General features: G+C 74.1%; 22 protein-coding genes. 20 read left to right on the top strand and 2 right to left on the bottom strand.

All coding sequences use genetic code 11. The features are described from left to right. Positions 1–36: 36 nt before the first annotated feature. The 4 genes from mshC to DT076_RS17685 are packed head-to-tail and all read left to right on the top strand — an operon-like array spanning position 37 to position 2,931. Entirely contained in the window at positions 37–1,281 is a 1,245-nt protein-coding gene (gene mshC, locus DT076_RS17670; protein ID WP_114128018.1) for a cysteine--1-D-myo-inosityl 2-amino-2-deoxy-alpha-D-glucopyranoside ligase, read from the top strand. A 43-nt stretch (positions 1,282–1,324) separates the two neighbouring features. After that, entirely contained in the window at positions 1,325–1,600 is a 276-nt protein-coding gene (locus DT076_RS17675) for a phosphoribosyl-ATP diphosphatase (protein WP_114128048.1), read from the top strand. 49 nt (positions 1,601–1,649) lie between these two features. Next, positions 1,650–2,492: an ATP phosphoribosyltransferase gene (gene hisG / locus DT076_RS17680; protein WP_114128049.1), complete on the top strand. Its 843-nt coding sequence runs from the start codon at positions 1,650–1,652 to the stop codon at positions 2,490–2,492. Positions 2,493–2,496: 4 nt separating this feature from the next. After that, on the top strand, positions 2,497–2,931 hold the full coding sequence (locus tag DT076_RS17685) for a PH domain-containing protein (RefSeq protein ID WP_114128019.1): 435 nt from the start codon (positions 2,497–2,499) through the stop codon (positions 2,929–2,931). Between the two features lie 21 nt (positions 2,932–2,952). Here the strand turns inward: DT076_RS17685 and DT076_RS17690 are convergent, their stop codons facing one another. After that, positions 2,953–3,477 carry a hypothetical protein gene (locus DT076_RS17690; RefSeq protein WP_114128020.1) on the bottom strand — a complete coding sequence of 175 codons (525 nt, stop codon included), beginning with the start codon at positions 3,475–3,477 and terminating at the stop codon, positions 2,953–2,955. 102 nt (positions 3,478–3,579) lie between these two features. Here DT076_RS17690 and DT076_RS17695 point away from each other — a divergent pair, with 102 nt between their 5' ends. From DT076_RS17695 to DT076_RS17715, 5 genes are all read left to right on the top strand, one after another. After that, a complete protein-coding gene (locus DT076_RS17695; protein ID WP_114128021.1) occupies positions 3,580–4,098 on the top strand; it encodes an SseB family protein in 519 nt (172 codons plus the stop codon). A gap of 303 nt (positions 4,099–4,401) precedes the next feature. Beyond that, positions 4,402–5,073 (top strand): translation initiation factor IF-3, encoded by a 672-nt coding sequence (gene infC, locus DT076_RS17700; protein ID WP_407642744.1) that lies wholly within the window; start codon positions 4,402–4,404, stop codon positions 5,071–5,073. 146 nt (positions 5,074–5,219) lie between these two features. Beyond that, the gene (gene rpmI, locus DT076_RS17705; RefSeq protein WP_114128023.1) at positions 5,220–5,414 is read left to right on the top strand and encodes a 50S ribosomal protein L35; all 195 of its coding nucleotides are present in this window, start codon (positions 5,220–5,222) and stop codon (positions 5,412–5,414) included. Positions 5,415–5,539: 125 nt separating this feature from the next. After that, a complete protein-coding gene (gene rplT, locus DT076_RS17710; protein WP_114128024.1) occupies positions 5,540–5,914 on the top strand; it encodes a 50S ribosomal protein L20 in 375 nt (124 codons plus the stop codon). Positions 5,915–5,949: 35 nt separating this feature from the next. After that, positions 5,950–6,759 (top strand): TrmH family RNA methyltransferase, encoded by an 810-nt coding sequence (locus DT076_RS17715; RefSeq protein WP_114128025.1) that lies wholly within the window; start codon positions 5,950–5,952, stop codon positions 6,757–6,759. A gap of 4 nt (positions 6,760–6,763) precedes the next feature. Here DT076_RS17715 and DT076_RS17720 read toward each other — a convergent pair whose 3' ends face one another. Continuing rightward, positions 6,764–8,074, bottom strand: a complete 1,311-nt coding sequence (locus DT076_RS17720) for a uracil-xanthine permease family protein (RefSeq protein WP_114128026.1) — start codon at positions 8,072–8,074, stop codon at positions 6,764–6,766. Positions 8,075–8,130: 56 nt separating this feature from the next. Between DT076_RS17720 and DT076_RS17725 the strand changes: the two genes are divergently transcribed. The 11 genes from DT076_RS17725 (at position 8,131) to tyrS (ending at position 21,488) form a co-directional block, all read left to right on the top strand. Next, positions 8,131–8,940 carry an LLM class flavin-dependent oxidoreductase gene (locus tag DT076_RS17725; protein ID WP_114128050.1) on the top strand — a complete coding sequence of 270 codons (810 nt, stop codon included), beginning with the start codon at positions 8,131–8,133 and terminating at the stop codon, positions 8,938–8,940. A gap of 143 nt (positions 8,941–9,083) precedes the next feature. Then, positions 9,084–10,166: a phenylalanine--tRNA ligase subunit alpha gene (pheS, locus tag DT076_RS17730; RefSeq protein WP_233494046.1), complete on the top strand. Its 1,083-nt coding sequence runs from the start codon at positions 9,084–9,086 to the stop codon at positions 10,164–10,166. Next, positions 10,163–12,664, top strand: coding sequence for a phenylalanine--tRNA ligase subunit beta (gene pheT / locus DT076_RS17735; RefSeq protein ID WP_114128028.1), 2,502 nt, complete (start codon positions 10,163–10,165; stop codon positions 12,662–12,664). Before pheS ends, pheT begins: the two co-directional genes overlap by 4 nt. Positions 12,665–12,727: 63 nt before the next feature. Then, a complete protein-coding gene (gene argC / locus DT076_RS17740) occupies positions 12,728–13,762 on the top strand; it encodes an N-acetyl-gamma-glutamyl-phosphate reductase (protein WP_114128029.1) in 1,035 nt (344 codons plus the stop codon). Beyond that, a complete protein-coding gene (gene argJ, locus DT076_RS17745; protein ID WP_233494041.1) occupies positions 13,759–15,042 on the top strand; it encodes a bifunctional glutamate N-acetyltransferase/amino-acid acetyltransferase ArgJ in 1,284 nt (427 codons plus the stop codon). The genes argC and argJ overlap by 4 nt, the downstream gene beginning before the upstream one ends. Before the next feature lie 116 nt (positions 15,043–15,158). Then, positions 15,159–16,058: an acetylglutamate kinase gene (gene argB, locus DT076_RS17750; protein ID WP_233494047.1), complete on the top strand. Its 900-nt coding sequence runs from the start codon at positions 15,159–15,161 to the stop codon at positions 16,056–16,058. Beyond that, positions 16,055–17,326 carry an acetylornithine transaminase gene (locus DT076_RS17755; protein ID WP_114128031.1) on the top strand — a complete coding sequence of 424 codons (1,272 nt, stop codon included), beginning with the start codon at positions 16,055–16,057 and terminating at the stop codon, positions 17,324–17,326. The genes argB and DT076_RS17755 overlap by 4 nt, the downstream gene beginning before the upstream one ends. Next, entirely contained in the window at positions 17,323–18,270 is a 948-nt protein-coding gene (gene argF, locus DT076_RS17760) for an ornithine carbamoyltransferase (protein WP_114128032.1), read from the top strand. Before DT076_RS17755 ends, argF begins: the two co-directional genes overlap by 4 nt. Continuing rightward, complete coding sequence (locus tag DT076_RS17765) at positions 18,267–18,764, top strand: arginine repressor (protein WP_114128033.1); 498 nt, start codon at positions 18,267–18,269, stop codon at positions 18,762–18,764. Before argF ends, DT076_RS17765 begins: the two co-directional genes overlap by 4 nt. Continuing rightward, the gene (gene argH, locus DT076_RS17770) at positions 18,761–20,233 is read left to right on the top strand and encodes an argininosuccinate lyase (protein WP_114128034.1); all 1,473 of its coding nucleotides are present in this window, start codon (positions 18,761–18,763) and stop codon (positions 20,231–20,233) included. Before DT076_RS17765 ends, argH begins: the two co-directional genes overlap by 4 nt. Continuing rightward, on the top strand, positions 20,226–21,488 hold the full coding sequence (tyrS, locus tag DT076_RS17775; RefSeq protein ID WP_114128035.1) for a tyrosine--tRNA ligase: 1,263 nt from the start codon (positions 20,226–20,228) through the stop codon (positions 21,486–21,488). Before argH ends, tyrS begins: the two co-directional genes overlap by 8 nt. The last annotated feature ends 338 nt before the right edge of the window (positions 21,489–21,826 follow it).

The raw sequence follows: 21,826 nt of genomic DNA on the forward strand, positions 1-21,826 counted from the left end.
GCCGCGACCCCACTCGGGCTGGGTAGGGTCGCGCCCATGCAGGCATGGAGCACCCCGAGCGTCCCGACCCTCCTCCCCGTGGCCGAGCCGCCGGTGCTGGTGCACGACAGCGCCCGAGGTGGGCTGACCGAGGTCGGTCCGACGCCGGGGTCCGGGGCGTCCGCACGGCTCTACGTCTGCGGCATCACCCCCTACGACGCGACCCACATGGGCCACGCCAACACCTACGTCGCCTTCGACCTGCTGCACCGCACCTGGCTGGACCGCGGGCTGGACGTCCACTACGTGCAGAACGTCACCGACGTCGACGACCCGCTGCTCGAGCGCGCCACCCGGACCGGCGTCGACTGGGAGCAGCTGGCGCGCGAGCAGACCCAGCTCTTCCGCGACGACATGACCGCGCTCAACGTGCTGCCGCCGCGCGACTACGTCGGTGCGGTCGAGTCGATCCCGTTGGTGACCGACCTGCTGCAGACGGTGCCGCACGCGCTCTACCAGGTCGAGGACGCCGAGCACCCCGACTGGTACTTCGCGGTGGGGGAGGCGTCCTCGTTCGGCTCGGTCTCCGGGCTGGACACCGCCACCATGCACACCCTCTTCGCCGAGCGCGGCGGCGACCCCGACCGCCCGGGCAAGAAGGACCCGCTGGACTGCCTGGTCTGGCGGACCGCCCGCGACGGCGAGCCGTCGTGGCCGAGCCCGTTCGGGCCGGGACGTCCGGGCTGGCACATCGAGTGCACCGCGATCGCGCACCACCTCCTCGGGGCCGAGATCGACGTCCAGGGCGGCGGCTCGGACCTGGTCTTCCCCCACCACGAGATGTGCGCGGCCGAGGGCGAGGTCGCCACCGGACGCCCGTTCGCCCAGCACTACGTGCACAGCGGCATGGTCGGGCTGGACGGGGAGAAGATGTCGAAGTCCAAGGGCAACCTCGTGCTCGTCTCGACGCTGCGCGCGCAGGGCGTCGACCCGATGGCGATCCGGCTCGCCCTGCTGTCGCGGCACTACCGCAGCGACTGGAGCTGGTCTGAGGAGCTGCTCACCGAGGCCCAGGACCGGCTGGCGCGGTGGCGCCACGCCTGCGCCCTGGACGCCGCACTGGGCGCGGAGGAGACGATCGCCGAGGTCCGCCGGGCGCTGCGCGACGACCTCGACGCCCCCGCCGCGCTCGGGGCGGTCGACGCCTGGGCCGGCGCCTCGGCCTCGATCGACGGCGATGACGCCGAGGCGGGGGCGACCGTCGCGCGGCTGGTCGACGCCCTGCTGGGCGTCCGGCTGTGACGGCGGCACCGTCGCGACGGGTTAGGGTCGCCCCGTGACCGAGGTGCCACAGGACCGCAAGAGCTTCGAGCAGCTGTTCGCCGAGCTCCGGCAGAAGGCCGTCGCCCGTCCGGAGGGGTCGGGGACGGTGGCGGCGCTGGAGGCCGGCGTGCACGCGATCGGCAAGAAGGTCGTCGAGGAGGCCGCCGAGGTGTGGATGGCCGCGGAGTACCAGAGCCGCGAGGAGGCGGCCGAGGAGATCAGCCAGCTGCTGTACCACCTGCAGGTGATGATGGTCGCGCTCGACCTCGACCTGGACGACGTGTACCGGCACCTCTGAGGCAGTAGGGTTCCTCGGCGTGACCAGCGCCCGAGAGTCCGGTTCAGCACTGCTGCGCGTCGCCGTCCCCAACAAGGGGGCGCTGTCGGAGGCGGCCGCCACGATGCTGCGCGAGTCCGGCTACCGGCAGCGCTCCGACACCAAGGAGCTCGTCCTGGTCGACGAGGTCAACAGCGTCGAGTTCTTCTACCTGCGTCCCCGCGACATCGCCACCTACGTCGGTGAGGGCACCCTCGACTGCGGGATCACCGGCCGCGACATGCTGCTCGACTCCGGCGCCGCCGCCGACGAGGTGCTGCCGCTGGGGTTCGGCGCCTCCCGGTTCCGCTTCGCCGCCCCCGCCGGCAGCGGGTTCACCCGCGACAGCCTGCGCGGGCTGCGGGTCGCCACCTCCTACCCGGGTCTGGTGGGCGCCCACCTGCGGGAGGCCGGCGTCGAGGCCCGGCTGATCCGGCTGGACGGGGCGGTGGAGAGCGCCATCCGGCTCGGCGTGGCCGACGCCATCGCCGACGTGGTGGAGACCGGCACCACGCTGCGCCAGGCCGGGCTGGAGCTGTTCGGCGAGCCGATCCTGCAGTCCGAGGCCATCGTCATCAAGCGCAGCGGCACCGCCCCGCAGGGTCTGGACACGCTGCTGCGCCGGCTCCGCGGCGTCCTGGTCGCGCGGACCTACGTGATGATGGACTACGACGTCCCGGCCGAGGCGCTGGAGCGCGCCACCGCCGTCACCCCCGGCTTCGAGTCGCCGACCGTGTCCCCGCTGGCCCGGGAGGGCTGGTTCGCGGTGCGCGCGATGGTGAAGCGGGCCGACGCGCAGGCCATCATGGACGCCCTGTGGGAGGAGGGAGCGCGTGCCATCCTCGTCACCGACATCTCGGCCAGCCGCCTCTGACCGGGTGGTCTGCCGGCCCCGGGTGCTGCTGGTCTTCGCCAGCAGCGTCTCGGTGCTCTTCGTCGCCGCCTGCCTGGCCGGCTGGTCGGCCCTGGGTGCGGAGCTGCGGGCCCAGTTCACCGTGCTGCAGGTGGCGACCCTGCTGATCTTCCTGGCCTGGATCGTCGGGCTGATGATGGCGATGGCGCTCAGCGTGGTGGTGGTCGACGGCACCACGGTGAAGGTCCGCAACGGTCTCATCACCCGGCGCTACCGCACCGCTGACGTGCGCGCGGTCCGCTTCCGCGACGGCGACCCGTGGGCCTACCTGGTGCTGCACGAGACCGACGCCGAGGGCGCGCACCGGCAGCGTCAGCTGCTGGCCATCCAGACCGTCGACCGCGGACGGGCCCGGGACGACGCCGCCCGGCTGCGCGAGCTCATCCGCTCCCGCCGCTGACGCCGCGTCCGCGGCGCCCGATCACTCGATCCCGCGGGACTTGAGCAGCGCCTCGATCTCGGCCATCTCCGGGTCCTCCTGCTGACCCTGACCCTGCTTGCCCTGCGCGCCCCCACCCTGCGCGCCACGCCCCTGCGCCGGACGCCGTCCGCCGGCCTGGGCCGCAGCGGGCGCGGCGCCCCGACCCACCGCCGGAGCCCGGTCGCGGCCCTCGGCCGCCGCGGTCCCGCTGCGCAGGTGGGAGCGGCGCACCAGCAGACCACCGACCACCCACAGCACCACCGCCACCGCCAGCAGCGCGAACCCCACCCACACGCCGGGCGAGAAGGCCAGCCGGCCGGCCCAGCCGACCAGCGCGACCACCGCGTCCCAGACCATCCGCAGCAGCCCGGTCAGGTAGAGCGCCACCGGGGTGAGGGTGAGGGCGGCACCCTGCAGGATGCGGCCGCGGGCAGCGCGCCGACTGCGCCAGAAGACCACGGTGGCCAGCAGGCCGAGGATGGCCAGGGCGACGCAGAGGGGAAGCAGGGCGGTGTCGGGGCTCATGGCACCAAGGCTGCCACCCCGGTCCGCACGCGGCATGGGGCATCCCCCGCGAGGGTCCCTGAGTCGCACCCGCCGCGGCGGTCAGGGCCTACGGTGGGACCCATGCCCGAACCCCAGCGCCGGCTGCACGACCCGCTCAAGGCCCTCGCCGACGACGACGGCTCCGCCGACCCGTCGGTGCGGCAGGCGCTGGCGGCCTCGGTGTCCGCGCCGTCCACCGAGAGCTACCTCGCCGCGGTCGCCGCGCTGTGCGGGACGCGGCTGCTCACCCCGATCGTCGCGGTGGGGGAGCAGGGCCCCGGTGGCGGGGACACGTCGGCCGACATGTCGGCGGTGCTGCTCTCCGACGCCACCGGCCGGCGGGCGATGCTGGTCTTCACCGGGGTGGACAGCCTGCAGCGCTGGGACGCCCGCGCCCGCCCGGTGCCGGCCACCCTGGACAAGGTGGCCGAGGCGGCGCTGGCCCAGGACGCGGTGGCCCTGCTGGTCGACCTCGAGGGGCCGCACCCAGTGGTGCTGGAGCAGCCGCTGCTCGGCGAGCTGGCCCGCAGCCGGCGGCTGGTGGCGCTGCCCGACGGCGGGTTCGGCTGGATGCAGGCCGGCGGCGGCGACCCGTCCTGAACCCGCCCGGAGGAATATCCGGGCCGCGGATTGTGCTGCACCGGGTGCAGTCGTCTAGACTGAACCGCGACCGATCCGGTTCTTCCGGGTCTGCAAGCGGAGACCTGATCTCCCACCCGCCACGGCCCCTGGTCGTCGGGTAGGTCACCGGTGGCTGGTCCGACGGACCCGCCGACGGTGTGTCTCAGGGTCTCCGCGTCCGCGGGGGCCCTTTCCTGGTTCCCGGGGTCGTGCAGCCCGGGAGTGCGCCGGTCGTGAGCCGAGGACCAACGTACTGGAGGACACATCAGCACCGAACCACGCATCAACGACCGCATCCGCGTCCCCGAGGTCCGACTCGTCGGCCCCGCGGGAGAGCAGGTGGGTGTCGTGCGCATCGATGACGCGCTGCGACTGGCTCGTGAGTCCGAGCTCGATCTCGTCGAGGTCGCGCCGATGGCTCGCCCGCCGGTGGCCAAGCTCATGGACTACGGGAAGTTCAAGTACGAGAACGCCCAGAAGGCCCGTGAGAGCCGCCGCAACCAGACGAACACCGTCATCAAGGAGATGAAGCTCCGCCCGAAGATCGACAGCCACGACTACGCGACCAAGAAGGGTCACGTCGTGCGCTTCCTCAAGGCTGGCGACAAGGTGAAGATCACCATCATGTTCCGCGGCCGCGAGCAGAGCCGTCCTGAGCTCGGCTTCAACCTGCTGAAGCAGCTCGCCGACGACGTCGAGGAGTTCGGCTTCATCGAGTCGACGCCCAAGCAGGACGGGCGGAACATGCTGATGGTGCTGGGCCCGCACAAGAAGAAGACCGAGGCCAAGGTGGACGTCGCCGCCGAGCGCGACGCCAAGATGGCCGCGCGCAAGGCCGACGCCGACCTGGAGGAGACCGAGCGCGCCAGCCAGCGGGCCGAGCACCAGGCGCAGCCCAAGAAGAAGAAGCGGAAGGGTCCGGCCGACAACATGGACCCCGACATCGATCTCTGAGCGGTCGACCGGCCACTGAGCGGTCGGAGACCGACGGGTCCGCAGCTCACCCCGAGCGACGGACCAGCGCCCGCCCCGGCGGGTGCGACCCGGTGGTCAGCGCCCACCCGGGAAACGCACGAAGGACAGGAACGGAGCGGCTAGCCATGCCGAAGATGAAGACGCACTCCGGTGCCAAGAAGCGGTTCAAGCTGACGGGCTCGGGCAAGGTCATGCACCGCAAGGCGGGCAAGATGCACCTCAACGAGCACAAGCCGTCCACCCGGACCCGTCGCCTCGACGGCGACGCGGTGCTCGCCAAGGGCGACGCCGCCAAGGCGAAGAAGCTGCTGGGCAAGTGAGCCCCCGCCGCGGCGACCGGTGACCGTGCGTCACCGCTGAGCGGCGGCCACCACCCGTCCCCGGCCGTCACCGGCCCGACAGACCCGCGCCCGCCATCCCGGGCGCCCACGAAGGAGAATCAACCATGGCACGCGTCAAGCGCTCCGTGAACGCCCAGAAGAAGCGCCGCGAGGTCCTCGAGCAGGCCTCCGGCTACCGGGGCCAGCGCTCGCGGCTCTACCGCAAGGCCAAGGAGCAGGTCACCCACTCGATGGTCTACGCCTACCGCGACCGCCGGGCGCGCAAGGGCGACTTCCGCAAGCTGTGGATCCAGCGGATCAACGCCGCCGTCCGCGCCGAGGGCATGACCTACAACCGCTTCATCTCCGGGCTGCGCACCGCCGGCGTCGAGGTCGACCGCAAGATGCTGGCCGAGCTCGCCGTCTCCGACTCCGCCGCGTTCGCCGCGCTGGTCGAGGTCGCCCGGGCCCACCAGCCCGCCGCGCCGGCCGCCGCCTGAGCCCGAGCAGCAGCGGCCGCTCCGGCGGTCCCGCGATGTCCGAGCCGACCGTCACTCCGCAGGGGTGGCGGTCGGCTCGTCGTCTGCGCACCCGCAAGCACCGTCTGGCCGAGCGGCGGTGGCTGGTGGAGGGTCCGCAGGCGGTCGGTGAGGCGGTGGCCGCCGGGGTGGTGCGCCGGCTCTTCGCCACCCCCGACGCCGCCGGGCGCCACCCGGGCCTGGTCGCGGACGCCCGGGCGTCGGGGGCCGCTGTCACCGACGTCACCCCCGACCAGCTGTCCGGGCTGGTGGACACCGTCACCCCCCAGGGCGTGGCCGCGGTCTGCGACGCCGTCGACGTCCCGCTGCCCGACGCCCTCGGCGAGACACCCCGGCTGGTGGTGGTCTGCGCCCGGATCCGCGACCCCGGCAACGCCGGCACCGTGATCCGCTGCGCCGACGCCTTCGGCGCCGACGCCGTGGTGCTCACCGACTCCTCGGTCGAGCTCGGCAACCCCAAGGTGCTGCGGGCCAGCGTCGGCAGCGTCTTCCACCTCCCGGTCACCACCGGCGCCAGCCTCGAGGACGTCGTCGCCGCGTGCCGCGCGCGTGGGCTGCAGGTGCTCGCGGCCGACGGCGGGGCCCCCGAGCAGCTGGACGCGCTGGCCACCCGCGGCGCGCTCGCCCGGCCGACCGCCTGGATGATGGGCAACGAGGCCTGGGGCCTGCCGGCCGAGGACGCGGCGCTGGCCGACGCCCGCGTCGGCGTCCCGCTGTGGGGTGCGGCCGAGAGCCTCAACCTCGCCACCGCCGCCGCGGTCTGCCTCTACACCACCGCCGCCGCCCAGCGCGCGGGCGGCGGCTGAGCGCTCAGACCGCCGGCGGGGACAGCTCGCCAGCCCGCCGGCCGCCGCGCAGCCGGTCGATCCCGGCCATCAGGTGGTAGACGACCAGGGTCGCGACCGTGCCGAGCACGATGCCGCCCACACTCACCTCGCCGGCGTTGACGGTGAAGTCGGCGATCGCCACGATCAGCCCGATGCCGGCGGAGAACTGGTGGCGCGGCAGCGAGAAGTCGACCCGGTGCTCCACCCAGATCCGCACGCCGATGATCCCGATCAGCCCGTACAGGGCGGTGGTGACCCCGCCCAGCACGCCCGCCGGGGTGGCGAAGATCAGCGCGCCGACCTTGGGGGACAGCCCGAGCAGGATCGCGGTGACGCCGGCCACCCAGTAGGCGGCGGTGGAGAACACCCGGGTCGCGCTCATCACGCCGATGTTCTCGCCGTAGGTGGTGGTGGCCGAGCCGCCGAAGGAGCCCGTCAGCACCGTGGCCAGCCCGTCGGCCAGCAGGGCGCGCCCCGCCAGCGGGTCGAGGTCGCGGTCGAGCAGCTGACCCACGCCGCGGACGTGGCCGACGTTCTCGGCCAGCAGCGGCAGCACCACCGGCACGAACAGCAGCAGCGCGGGCAGCTGGTCGGCGTCGAAGGAGGGCAGCTGGAACTGAGGCAGCCCCACCCAGGCCGCCGCCCGCACCGGGGTGAGGTCGACCTGGCCGAGCGCGGCGGCCACCAGGTAGCCGACGACCACGCCGATGAGGATCGACAGCCGGGCCACCAGGCCGCGGAAGGCCACCGCGACCAGCACGATCACCGCCAGCGTGATCGCGGCCACCAGCGGCGAGGCCTCGAAGTTCTGCTTCGCCGCCGGCGCGAGGTTGAAGCCGATCAGCGCCACGATCGTGCCCGAGACGACCGGCGGCATCAGCGCCGTCAGCCAGCGGGTGCCGACCAGCTGCACCACCAGCCCGACCAGCGCCAGCAGGGCGCCGGCCAGCACCACCCCGGCCAGCGCCAGTCCCGGGCCGCCCGCGGCGCTCGCGGCGGTGATCGGCGCGATGAAGGCGAAGGAGGAGCCGAGGTAGCTGGGCAGCCGGTTGCGGGTGATCAGCAGGAAGAGCAGGGTGCCGATCCCGGAGAACAGCAGCGTGGTGCCGGGCGGGAACCCGGTCAGCGTCGGCACCAGGAAGGTGGCGCCGAACATCGCCACCACGTGCTGCATGCCGAGCCCGACGGTGCGCGGCCAGCTCAGCCGCTCCTCGGGCAGCACCAGCGCGCTGGCGGCGTCCCCGGTCGCCGGGTCGACGGGTCGGTCGCTGCGCGGCGTCCAGGGCAGGGGCATCGGGCTCCTCGGAGTCGGTCGGGGCGAGGGTCGGGCGGAAGGGTAGCGTGCGGTCCGTGCCCGAGCTCGGTGTCATCATCCCGCCCGACCAACCACCGGAACGGTTCCTGCAGACCGCCGTGGACGCCGAGCGCGCCGGCCTGGACGAGGTCTGGGTCTGGGAGGACTGCTTCGCCGAGGCGGGGGTGGCGACCGCGGCCGCGGTGCTCGCCCGCACCGAGCGCGTCCGGGTGGGGATCGGCCTGCTGCCGGTGCCGCTGCGCAACGCGGCACTCACCGCGATGGAGCTGGCCACCCTGGCTCGGATGTTCCCCGACCGGCTGCTGCCCGGGATCGGCCACGGGGTGCTGGACTGGATGGGCCAGGTCGACGCCCGCGCCGCTTCACCGACGACGCTGCTGCAGGAGTACACCGAGGCGCTCGGCGCCCTGCTGGCCGGTGAGGAGGTGAGCACCCAGGGCCGCTACGTCCGGCTCGACCGGGTCCGGCTGCGCTGGCCACCGGCCGGACGGCTGCCGCTGCTGGTCGGCGCCCGCGGGCCGCGCACCCTCGCGCTGGCCGGCGCGCTGGGCGACGGCGTCATCATCGACGACGCCGACCTCGGCACCGTCGTCCCCGCCGTGGCCGCCGTCCGCGAGGCCCGCGCGGCGGCCGGACGGGCCGACGAGCCCGAGATCGTCGTCTTCGCCTCGGTGCCCGTCGGCACGGGTGCGGAGGCGCTCGCGACGACCGTCCGCGAGCTGGGCGAGGCCGGCGCGCACCGGGTGGCCGTCGTCGGCACCGCCCCGGACGGCCCGCCCGAGGGCGGGGAGGCCATCGCCGGCCTCGTCACCGAGCTCGGCCGGGCGCGGCAGCTGCTGGGCTGAACCGGGCCGCGGAACCGGCGCGACAGCACCGTGGCGACTCCCTAGACTGGCCCGGGCGCCGGCCCGACCGGTCGGACGCCGTCCGGACCAGACGAGGAGACCAGGTGTCACAGGCCCCCACCCCGGAGGCGACCGGGCAGGACGTGCCCGGCGACAACCCGCTCGCACCCGAGCAGGTGGAGGCCGCGGTCGCCGCGGCCCTCGCCGCCTTCGAGCAGGCCGGCACCACCGCCGAGCTGAAGCAGGCCCGGATCGACCACACCGGCGAGCGCTCGCCGCTGGCCCTGGCCAACCGCGCCATCGGCCGGCTGCCGGGCCCGGAGCGCAAGGAGGCCGGGCAGCGGATCGGGCAGGCCCGCGGACGGGTCTCCCAGGCGCTGGCCGCCCGCGAGGACCAGGTCGTCGCCGCCGAGCTGGAGGCCCGGCTGGCCGCGGAGGCCGTCGACGTCACGCTGCCGGTGGCCAGCATCCCGATCGGCGCGGTGCACCCGATCACCGGGCTGATGGACCAGATGTGCGACGTGTTCGTCGGCATGGGCTGGGAGGTCGCCGAGGGCCCGGAGCTCGAGGCGGAGTGGCTGAACTTCGACGCCCTCAACCTCCCGCCCGACCACCCGGCCCGCTCGATGGCCGACACCCTCTTCGTCGAGCCGCTGGACCACCAGACGCTGATGCGCACCCACACCTCGCCGGTGCAGATCCGCACCCTGCTCGACCGCGAGCCGCCGGTGTACGTGGTCTGCCCGGGCAAGGTCTACCGCGCTGATGAGCTGGACGCCACGCACCTGCCGGTGTTCCACCAGATCGAGGGCCTGGTGGTCGACAAGGGGATCACCCTGGCCCACCTGCGCGGCACCCTCGACCACTTCGCCCGCGCCATGTTCGGCGACATCCGCACCCGGATGCGGCCCAACTACTTCCCCTTCACCGAGCCGTCGGCCGAGATCGACCTGGAGTGCTTCGTCTGCCACGGCACCTCCGTCGGCAACCCCGACGCGCCGTGCCGCACCTGCTCCAGCGAGGGCTGGATCGAGTGGGGCGGCTGCGGGGTGGTCAACCCGCGGGTGCTCGCCGCCTGCGGGATCGACAGCGACGTCTACTCCGGGTTCGCCTTCGGGATGGGCATCGACCGCACGCTGATGTTCCGCAACAACGCCACCGACCTGCGCGACATGGTCGAGGGCGACGTGCGGTTCAGCCGCTCGCTGGTGGGGACGGCTCGATGAGGGCCCCGCTGAGCTGGCTGCGGGAGTACGCGGCCCTGCCCGCCGACCTCGACCCCCGCCAGCTGGCCGACCGGCTGGTCGGCTACGGCCTGGAGGTGGAGACCGTCGAGTCCGCCGGTGCCGACGTCAGCGGCCCGCTGGTGGTCGGACGCGTGCTGGAGCAGACGCCGGAGCCGCAGAAGAACGGCAAGACCATCAACTGGTGCCTGGTCGACGTCGGCGAGCACAACCCCGAGGGCGAGCGTGGACGCGGCATCGTCTGCGGGGCGCACAACTTCGGCGTCGGCGACCTCGTGGTGGTGGCGCTGTCGGGGGCCGTGCTGCCCGGCGACTTCCGGATCAGCGCCCGCAAGACCTACGGCCACGTCTCGGACGGGATGATCTGCTCCGCGGCCGAGCTCGGCCTGCCCGGGGACAGCAGCGGCATCATCGTGCTCGACGGCACCGACGACGACGGGACGCCGCTGACGCCCGGCCAGGACGCGCTGGGGCTGCTGCACCTGCGCGACGACGTGCTCGACATCGCCGTGACGCCCAACCTCGGCTACTGCTTCTCCATCCGCGGGCTGGCCCGCGAGGCCGCCGACGCGTACTCGGTCGACTTCACCGACCCGGTCGACCGGCCGCTGCCCAGCCAGGTCACCGAGGGCCACCCGGTGCGGATCGAGAGCGAGGCCTGCAGCAGCTTCGTCGCGCTCACCGTCACCGGCTTCGACGCCACCCGGCCCAGCCCGCGCTGGATGCAGCGCCGGCTGCAGCTGGCCGGGATGCGCCCGATCTCCCTCGGCGTGGACGTCACCAACTACGTCATGCTGGCCACCGGGCAGCCGCTGCACGGCTACGACGCCCGCCGCCTGCGCGGCACCGTCGTGGTGCGCCAGGCCACCGAGGGGGAGCGGCTGACCACCCTGGACGGCGTCGAGCGCACGCTCAGCGCCGAGGACCTGGTCATCGCCGACGACTCCGGGGCGATCGGGCTGGCCGGGGTGATGGGCGGCGCGGACACCGAGCTGGCCGACGACACCAGCACCATCGTGCTCGAGGCCGCCTGCTTCGACCCGGTCACGGTGGCCCGCACCTCCCGGCGGCACAAGCTGGGCAGCGAGGCGTCCCGGCGGTTCGAGCGCGGCGTCGACCCGCAGGCCGGCTACGCCGCGGCCCGGCTCGCGGCGGCCCTGCTGGTCCGTCTGGGCGGGGGCCGGCTGGAGCAGTCGGAGACCGTGCTCGGCTCGGCGCCGGCGGTGCCCGAGCAGCGGATCCCCGCCGACCTGCCCTCCCGCGTCCTCGGGATCGAGGTGCCGACCGAGCGGGTGCTCACCCTGATCCGTGCCGGCGGCACGGTGGCCGAGCTGGACGGCGACACCCTGGTGCTCACCCCGCCCAGCTGGCGGCACGACCTGCGCGACCCCTACGACTGGGCCGAGGAGGTCGGACGGAAGGTCGGCGTGGACACCATCCCGCCGGTGCTGCCCGTCCCGCCGGCCGGACGCGGACTGACCGTGGAGCAACGCGCCCGGCGTGCGGTCAACCAGGCGCTGGCCGCCACCGGCCACGTCGAGGTGCTCAACCTGCCCTTCCTCTCCGAGGCCGACCTCGACCGGCTGCAGCTGCCCGCCGAGGACGACCGGCGCAGCGTGGTGACCCTGGCCAACCCGCTGGCCGACACCGCACCGCACCTGCGCACCACCCTGCTGCCGGCACTGCTGCACGCGGTCGCGCGCAACGCCAGCCGCGGCACCCCCGACCTCGCCGTGCACGAGATCGGCTCGGTCTTCCGCGCCCGGCCCGGACGTGGGGTCGCCCCCCGCCCCGAGGTCACCCGGCGGCCGAGCGAGGCCGAGATCGCCGCGCTGGACGCCGCCCTGCCCGACCAGCCGCGCCGGCTGGCCGTGGTGCTCAGCGGTGACTGGCTGCCGACCACCCCGGAGCGTCCGGCCGTCCGCGCCGGGTGGCAGCACGCGGTCGAGGCCGCCGAGATCGCCGCCCGCGCCGTCGGGCTCGAGCTCGGGCGCCACGCCGACCAGCACGCCCCCTTCCACCCCGGACGCTGCGCCGCGCTGACGGTGGGCGAGGAGGTGGTCGGCCACGCCGGCGAGCTGCACCCGACGGTGTGCGAGGCCTTCGGTGTCCCGGCCCGGACGTGCGCGATGGAGCTCGACCTCGACCGGCTGGTCGCCCTGGCTCCGCGGGGCGGCTCGGTGGCACCGATCTCGACCCTGCCGGTGGCCAAGATCGACATCGCCGTGGTGGTGCCCGCCGCCACCCCGCAGGCCGAGGTGCAGGCGGCGCTGGCCGAGGGTGGGGGCTCGCTGGTCGAGTCGATCCGGCTGTTCGACGTCTACACCTCCGACGCCCTCGGCCCGGACCGCAAGTCGCTGGCCTACGCGCTGCTGCTGCGCGCCCCGGACCGGACCCTAACCGACGCCGAGGCGATGCAGGTCCGTGACGCCGCTGTGGCCCTGGCAGCCGAACGCTGCGGCGCCGAGCTGCGCAGCTGAGGGAACCGGCCCCGGACACGCGCGGGAACCGGTTCGCATAACTATGCGATCTATGACATAGTTATGCCTATGGTTTCCGTAGCGGTCGCCGGTTGCACCGGGTACGCGGGAGGCGAGCTGCTGCGCCTCCTGCTGTCCCACCCCGAGGTGGAGGTGGGCGCGCTCACCGCGGGCTCGAGCGCCGGCCGACGCCTCGGCGCGCTGCAGCCGCACCTCGGCCCGCTGGCCGACCGGGTGGTGCAGGAGAGCACCCCGGAGGTGCTGGCCGGTCACGACGTGGTCTTCCTCGCCCTGCCGCACGGCACCTCCGCCGCGATCGCCGCGGCGCTGCCCGAGGACTGCCTGGTGGTCGACTGCGGGGCCGACTTCCGGCTCGCCGACCCCGCGGACTGGCAGCAGTTCTACGGCACCGAGCACGCCGGCACCTGGCCCTACGGGCTGCCCGAGCTGCCGGGCCAGCGCGAGGTGCTCGCCGGCGCCCGCCGGATCGCGGTGCCGGGCTGCTACCCGACCTCGGCCACCCTGGCCCTGGCTCCGGCCGTCGCCGCCGGTCTGGTGGACGGGCGCGACGTGGTCGTGGTGGCCGCCAGCGGACCGTCGGGGGCGGGCAAGTCGCTCAAACCGCACCTGCTCGGCTCGGAGCTGATGGGCTCGGCCAGCGCCTACGGCGTGGGTGGGGTGCACCGCCACGTGCCGGAGATCCGGCAGAACCTGCGCACCCTCGGCGCGGACGACCCCACCCTCTCCTTCACCCCGGTGCTGGTGCCGATGTCCCGCGGCATCCTCAGCACCTGCAGCGCCCCGCTGCAGCCCGGGGTGGACGCCGAGCGTGCCCGCGCCGCGTACACCGAGGCGCTGGCCGACGAGCCGTTCGTCACCCTGCTGCCCGAGGGGCAGTGGCCGCAGACCCAGTCGGTGCTCGGCAGCAACACCGTCCACCTCCAGGTCGCCGTGGACGCCGCCGCCGGCCGGCTGGTCGTCGTGGTCGCGCTGGACAACCTCACCAAGGGCACCGCCGGTGGCGCGGTCCAGTCGATGAACCTGGCGCTCGGGCTGCCCGAGACGCTCGGCCTGCCGCTGGTGGGGGTGGCCCCGTGAGCGGCAGCGAACACCAGATGACACCCGTGAGCGGCAGCGAGCACCAGCAGACACCCGTGAGCGGCAGCGAGCACCAGCAGACACCCGCGAGCGGAAGCGCACAGGTCCCCGGGCGCACCGGGGTGACCGCCGCGACCGGGTTCGCCGCCGCCGGCGTCACCGCGGGGCTCAAGCCCAGCGGCAACCCCGACCTGGCCGTCGTCGCCAACCTCGGTCCCGAGCAGCACGCCGCCGCCGTGTTCACCACCAACCGGGTCGAGGCGGCCCCGGTCACCTGGAGCCGGGGCGTGGTCGCCGACGGCGTCGTCTCGGCGGTGGTGCTCAACTCCGGCGGCGCCAACGCCTGCACCGGGCCCCGCGGGCTCACCGACGCCACCACGATGGCGGCGTCCACCGCCGACGCGCTCGGGGTGGAGGCCGGCGACGTCGTCGTCTGCTCCACCGGGCTGATCGGCACCTACCTGCCGATGGAGCGGGTCACCGCCGGGATCGCCGCCTGCGTCCCCGCCCTCTCCACCGACGGCGGCGCCGCGGCCGCCCGGGCCATCATGACCACCGACACCCGGCCCAAGGAGGCCAGCCGCGTGGTCGAGGGCCCGTCCGGCTCCTGGACGGTGGGCGGGATGGCCAAGGGCGCGGGGATGCTCGCCCCCGGGCTGGCGACCATGCTCGTCGTCCTCACCACCGACGCCCGCGCCACCCCCGACGTGCTGCGTGGGGCGCTGGCGGAGGCCTGCCGGCTGACCTTCGACCGGGCCGACAGCGACGGCTGCATGTCGACCAACGACACCGTGCTGCTGATGGCCAGCGGCGCCAGCGGTGTCGAGGTGGACGCGGCCGAGCTCGTCCCCGGGCTCACCGCCGTCTGCGCCGAGCTCGCCGCCGGGCTCATCGACGACGCCGAGGGCGCCGCGCACACCATCGCGGTCACCGTGCGCTCGGCCGCCAGCGAGGACGAGGCGGTCGAGGTGGCCCGGGCGGTGGCGCGCAGCAACCTCTTCAAGTGCGCCGTCTTCGGCCGCGACCCCAACTGGGGACGGGTGCTGGCCGCGGTCGGCACCACCACGGCCGCCTTCGAGCCGTCCGCCCTCGACGTCGCCTTCAACGGCGTCCAGGTGTGCCGCTCCGGCGCGATCGGCGAGGACCGCTCGTTGGTCGACCTCTCCGGGCGCGACGTCGTCGTCGAGATCAACCTGCACGCCGGTCCGGCCCAGGCGACCGTCTGGACCAACGACCTCACCCACGACTACGTCACCGAGAACTCGGAGTACTCCACATGAACCCGACCGACGGACGCTCGGACCGGCCCGCCGACCCCGGCACCGTGCTGCGGGAGCCGAGCGACCACGCCGAGCTGATCCGCAAGGCCTCCATCCTCACCGAGGCGCTGCCGTGGATGGAGACCTACGCCGGACGCACGGTGGTCATCAAGTACGGCGGCAACGCGATGATCGACGAGGAGCTGAAGGCCGCCTTCGCCTCCGACATCGTCTTCATGAAGCGCTGCGGCCTGCACCCGGTGGTGGTGCACGGCGGCGGCCCGCAGATCTCGGCGATGCTCGACCGGCTCGACATCCGCTCGGAGTTCCGCGGCGGCTTCCGGGTCACCACCGCCGAGGCGATGGAGATCATCCGGATGGTGCTCGTCGGCCAGGTCGGCCGCGAGCTGGTCGGGTTGATCAACGCCCACTCCCCGCTGGCGGTCGGGATGTCGGGAGAGGACGGCGGTCTGTTCACCGCCGAGACCCGCACCGCGGTGGTGGACGGCGAGGAGGTCGACCTGGGTCTGGTCGGCGACGTGGTCGGTGTGCGCACCGGCGCCATCCAGGGGCTGATCGACGCCGGCCGGATCCCGGTGGTGGCCAGCATCGCCCCCGACGTCGACGGCGTGGTGCACAACGTCAACGCCGACACCGCCGCCGCCGCGCTGGCGGTGGCGCTGGAGGCCGAGCGGCTGGTGGTGCTCACCGACGTCGAGGGCCTCTACCGCGACTGGCCGTCCTCGGCCGACGTCATCAAGGAGATCGAGGCGAGCGCGCTGCGGGAGATGCTGCCCTCGCTGGCCTCGGGCATGGTGCCGAAGATGGAGGCCTGCCTGCGGGCGGTCGACGGCGGGTTGACCCGCGCCACGATCAGCGACGGGCGGGTGCCGCACGCGCTGCTGCTGGAGATCTTCACCAACGCCGGGATCGGCACGATGGTGACCCAGGACGGGCTGATCCGCCACGGCAGCCGGGTGTTCCCAGCCGACACCGGCATCCCCGCCGACGAGCTGTACAACGGAGGCCGGCCATGACCCACACCGCACCGGGCACCGCGGTCACCGACGCCGCGAGGCTGGCGCCGGCGCTCTCGGAGGGGGCCACCACCGCAGCCGTGCTGCAGGGCTACCAGCAGTCGATGATCGGGGTCTTCGGCACCCCGAAGCGGGTGTTCGTGCGCGGCGAGGGGGTGCACGTCTGGGACGCCGAGGGTCGCAAGCACCTCGACCTGCTGTCCGGGCTCGCGGTCACCGCCCTCGGCCACGCGCACCCGTTCGTGCTCTCGGCCATCACCAGCCAGCTGTCCACCCTCGGGCACGTGTCGAACTTCTTCGCCACCCCGGCCCAGGTGGCGCTGGCTGAGCGCCTGGTCGCGATGGCCGGCGGCGGGCCCGACCTGCCGGCCAAGGTGTTCTTCGCCAACTCCGGCACCGAGGCCAACGAGGCCGCGCTGAAGATCACCCGTCGCACCGGCCGCACCAAGGTGGTCGCCGCCGAGGGGGCCTTCCACGGCCGCACCATGGGGGCGCTCTCGCTGACGGCCAAGGCGTCCTACCGCGAGCCGTTCGAGCCGCTGCCCGGCGACGTCGTCTTCGTCCCCTACGGCGACGCCGCGGCGCTGGCCGCCGCCGTCGACGAGACGGTGGCCGCGGTGGTGCTGGAACCGATCCAGGGCGAGAACGGGGTGGTCACCCCGCCCGCGGACTACCTGACCGAGGCCCGGCGGATCACCCGCGAGCACGGCGCCCTGCTCTGGCTGGACGAGGTGCAGACCGGGATGGGACGCACCGGCAGCTGGCTGGCCTCCCAGGCCGGGGAGCACCCGGTCACCGCCGACCTCGTCACCGTGGCCAAGGGGCTCGGCAACGGGTTCCCGGTCGGGGCCTGCATCGCCACCGGTACGGCCGCCGACCTGCTCGGGGCCGGGGAGCACGGCACCACCTTCGGCGGCAACCCGGTGGCCGCCATCGCCGGTCTCGCGGTGATCTCGGTGATCGAGCGGGACGGTCTGCTGGCCAACGCCACCGCCCGGGGCGAGCAGCTGCGCAGCGCCGTGGAGGCGCTCGGCTCACCGCTGGTCGCCGGCGTCACCGGACGCGGTCTGCTGCGCGGCATCCGGCTGCACCAGCCGGTCGCCCCCGCGGTGGCCGACGCCGCGCTCGAGGCCGGGTACATCGTCAACGCGCCGCGGCCCGACGTGCTGCGGGTGGCCCCGCCGCTGATCATCACCGCCGACCAGCTGCAGACCTTTCTCGACGCCCTGCCCGGGCTGCTCGAGACCGCCGTCGGAGGAGCCGCATGACCGTCCGCCACCTGCTCGCCGACGACGACCTGACTGCGGCCGAGCAGAGCCGCGTGCTCGACCTGGCCGCCCGGCTCAAGGCCGACCCCTACGCGGTGCCGGTGCTGAGCGGGCCCCGCAGCGTCGCGATCATCTCCGACAAGCCGACGCTGCGCACGCAGGTGAGCTTCGCCGCGGGGATCGCCGAGCTGCAGGGCCACCCGATGCTGGTCGACGGCCGGCTGGCGGGGATCGGCACCCGCGAGTCCGTGCCGGACGTGGCCCGGGTGCTGGGACGCCAGGTGGCGGCCATCGTCTGGCGCACCTACGCCCAGACCGACCTGGAGGCGATGGCCGAGCACGCCGGCGTCCCGGTGGTCAACGCGCTCACCGACGCCTACCACCCCTGCCAGCTGCTGGCCGACCTGCTGACCATCCGCGAGCACCGCGGCACCCTGGCCGGGCAGCGGGTGGGCTGGATCGGCGACGGGGCCAACAACGTCGCGGCCTCCACGCTGCTGGCCGGTGCGCTGGCCGGGATGCACCTGCAGGTGGTGGCCCCCGAGGGCTACCAGCCCGCGGAGGACGTCCTCACCCGGGCCCGGGCCCTGGCGGAGACCAGCGGCGGGTCGGTCCAGGTGAGCTCCGATCCCGGCGTGCTGGCCGGAGCCGACGTCCTCGTCACCGACACCTGGGTCTCGATGGGCACCGAGGCCGAGGCCGCCGAGCGGGAGGCCGTGCTCGGCCCGTACCGGCTGACCACCGAGGTGGCCGAGACGGCACCGGACGGCATCGTCCTGCACTGCCTGCCGGCCTACCGGGGCAAGGAGATCGACGCCGCGGTGATCGACGGCCCCCGGTCGGTGGTCTGGGACCAGGCCGAGAACCGCCGCCACGCCCAGAAGGCGGTGCTGGCACTGCTCTGCGTCGGGTTCGGCGAGCTGGCGGGGGAGCACCGGCGATGAACCGCCCGATCACCCGCGCCGCCCGGCACGCCCGCATCATCGAGCTGATCGAGGCAGGCGGCGTCACCTCGCAGGCGCAGCTGGCCGACCGGCTGGCTGCCGACCAGATGGCGGTCAGCCAGGGCACGCTCTCGCGGGACCTGGTCGAGATCGGCGCCGTCCGGGTCCGCACCGGCGACGGGCTGGTCTACCGGGTGCCGTCGGAGGGCGAGCGGGCCATCCCGGCCTCCGAGACCGAGACCGCCGACGCCCGGCTGGCGCGGCTGTGCGGGGAGGTGCTGATCTCGGCGGAGGGCTCGGCCAACCTGGCCGTGCTGCGCACGCCGCCGGGGGCGGCGCAGTACTTCGCCTCCGCGATCGACCACGCCGCCTGGGCGCAGGTGCTCGGCACCATCGCCGGGGACGACACGGTGATGGTCATCAGCCGGGAGCCCGACGGGGGTCCCGACCTGGCGGCGCAGCTGCTGGGGCTGACCACGGGACGGGTGCCATGACGAGCGACGAGAGCGAGGGGCCGACGGTGGAGCAGGGCAGCGGGGTCGCGGCGGGACGGCTGTGGGGCGGTCGGTTCGCCGGCGGCCCGGCCGAGGCGATGGCCGAGCTCTCCCGCTCCACCGCCTTCGACTGGCGGCTCGCCCCGCACGACCTCGACGGCTCGGTGGCCCATGCCAACGCGCTGCTGCGGGTGGGGCTGCTGACCGCGGAGGAGCACACCGCGATGGTCGAGGAACTGCAGCGGATGCGCGCCGACGTGCTCGCCGGCACCCTCGGGCCCGACCCCGACGACGAGGACGTCCACGGCGCCCTGGAGCGCATCCTCATCGAGCGGGTGGGCCCCGACCTGGGCGGACGCCTGCGCGCCGGCCGGTCCCGCAACGACCAGATCGCCACCCTGGTGCGGCGCTACCTGCGCACCGAGCTCGCGGCGGTGCTGACGGCGGTGCTGGAGGTGGTCGACGCCCTCGCCGACCAGGCCGAGCGGCACCTGGGCGCGGTGATGCCCGGACGCACCCACCTCCAGCACGCCCAGCCGGTGCTGCTCTCCCACCACCTGCTCGCCCACGCCTGGCCGCTGCTGCGCGACGGCGCCCGGGTGGTCGACCTCGACCGCCGGCTCGGGCTCAGCCCGTACGGGTCCAGCGCGCTGGCCGGCAGCTCGCTGGGGCTCGACCCGGAGGCGATCGCGGCCGACCTCGGTTTCGAGGGCAGCGTGGCCAACTCGATCGACGGCACGTCGGCCCGCGACCTGGTCGCCGAGGCCGCGTTCGTACTGGCCCAGGTGGGGGTGGACCTGTCCCGGCTCAGCGAGGACGTCATCCTCTGGTGCACCTCGGAGTTCGGCTTCGCCACCCTCGACGACGCGTGGTCGACGGGGTCGAGCGTCATGCCGCAGAAGAAGAACCCCGACGTCGCCGAGCTGGCCCGGGGCAAGGCCGGACGGCTGATCGGCAACCTCACCGGCCTCCTCGCCACCCTCAAGGGGCTGCCGCTGGCCTACAACCGCGACCTGCAGGAGGACAAGGAGCCGGTCTTCGACTCCCTCGACCAGCTGCGGGTGCTGGTGCCGGCGGTGGCCGGGATGGTCGGCACGCTGACCTTCCACCCCGAGCGGATGGCCGCGCTGGCGCCGCAGGGGTTCTCCCTGGCCACCGACGTGGCGGACTGGCTGGTGCGTCGGCGGGTGCCCTTCGCCGAGGCGCACGAGATCGCCGGCGCCTGCGTGCGCTACTGCGAGCAGCGTGGCCTCGAGCTGCAGCAGCTCACGCCCGACGACCTGGCCGCCGTCTCGGAGCACCTGCGGCCGGAGCTGCTCGCCGAGCTCGGCGTCGAGGCCTCGGTGGCCGCCCGGGACCAGCGCGGCGGCACGGCGCCGTCGCGGGTGAGGGAGCAGCTGCAGGAGGTGCGGGCCGAGACGGAGCGGCTGCGCACCTGGGCCCGTGGCTACATTGGGCCGCGTGACTGACGTCCTGGAGGAGCTGACCTGGCGGGGGCTGATCGCCCACTGCACCGACCTCGACGACCTGCGCGCCCACCTGGGCAGCGGTCCGGTCAGCTACTACGTCGGTTTCGACCCCACCGCGCCGAGCCTGCACATGGGCAACCTGGTGCAGCTCATCGTCGCCGGGCACCTGCAGCGCGCCGGGCACCGTCCGGTGATCCTCGTCGGCGGCTCGACCGGGCTGATCGGGGATCCCAAGCAGACCGGTGAGCGGGTGCTCAACGACCCGGAGGTGGTGGCCGGCTGGGTGCGGCGGATCCAGGCCCAGGTGGCGCGCTACCTCGACGTCGACGGGGAGAACGCCGCCACGGTGGTGAACAACCTCGACTGGACCGGACCGCTGTCGACCATCGAGTTCCTGCGGGACGTCGGCAAGCACTTCCCGGTGAACCGGATGCTGGCCCGCGACGTGGTGCGCACCCGGCTCGACTCCGGCATCTCCTACACCGAGTTCTCCTACGTGCTGCTGCAGTCGCTGGACTACCGTGAGCTGTTCCGCCGGCACGGTGTGACGCTGCAGTTCGGCGGCAGCGACCAGTGGGGCAACATCACCGCCGGGGTGGAGCTCATCCGCCGGTCGGAGGGGGAGCGGGTGCACGCGCTGGCGACCCCCCTGCTGACCAAGGCCGACGGCACCAAGTTCGGCAAGACCGAGAGCGGCACCGTCTGGCTCGACCCCGAGCTCACCTCGCCCTACGCCTTCCACCAGTTCTTCCTCAACGCCGAGGACGCCAAGGTGGTCGAGTACCTCAAGGTGTTCACCCGGCGCTCCCGGGAGGAGGTCGAGGAGCTGGCGGAGCTGACCGAGCGCGAGCCGCACCGCCGTGCCGCCCAGAAGGCACTGGCCGACGACATCACGGCGTTCGTGCACTCCGAGCGCGAGCGGGACGAGGCGGTGGACGCCGCCGGCGCACTCTTCGGTCGTACCGCGCTGGACGAGCTCAGCGAGTCCGCCCTCGCCGGGGCGATGCGGGAGGTCGGGGCGGTGCCGCTCAGCGGGGACGGGCTGCCGACGGTGGCCGAGGCCATGGAGCTGGCCGGGGTGGTGCCCAGCCGGTCGGCTGCTCGCCGCGCCATCGCCGAGGGCGGCGCCTACGTCAACAACCAGAAGGTGACCGACCCCGAGGCCCGGCTGTCGGAGGACGACCTGCTGCACCGCCGCTGGGTGGTGCTGCGGCGTGGCCGCCGTACCGTCGGCGCCGTCTCGCGCGCAAGCTGAGACGGCCCGCCGAGGTGTGACGACGACCACCCCGACCCGAGTTGCGCGACCGCGGAGCCGGGCGTAATGTTCTCCGAGTCGCCAGGGCGGAGCAGCCCGGACCGAGGGGCTCAGCCCCGAGGATCCGAGCTCCGAACGGCGGCCACCCAACCGAGACGATCACGGTGAGGTGCGTCCTCGCCAGGACCACCAGAGACCGGGGTCGGAGCGCGGGCGGGTGCCGGAAGCAGGAACCGGGGTTTGACTCCGGTGAGGCGGATGGGTAACGTTAGGCGAGTTGCCCCGAGGGCTGGCGGTGAGCTGGTTCGAGGTGTGTGGGTGATTCTTGAGAACTCAAC

This window comes from Desertihabitans brevis (assembly GCF_003327535.1).
Lineage (GTDB): Bacteria > Actinomycetota > Actinomycetes > Propionibacteriales > Propionibacteriaceae > Desertihabitans > Desertihabitans brevis.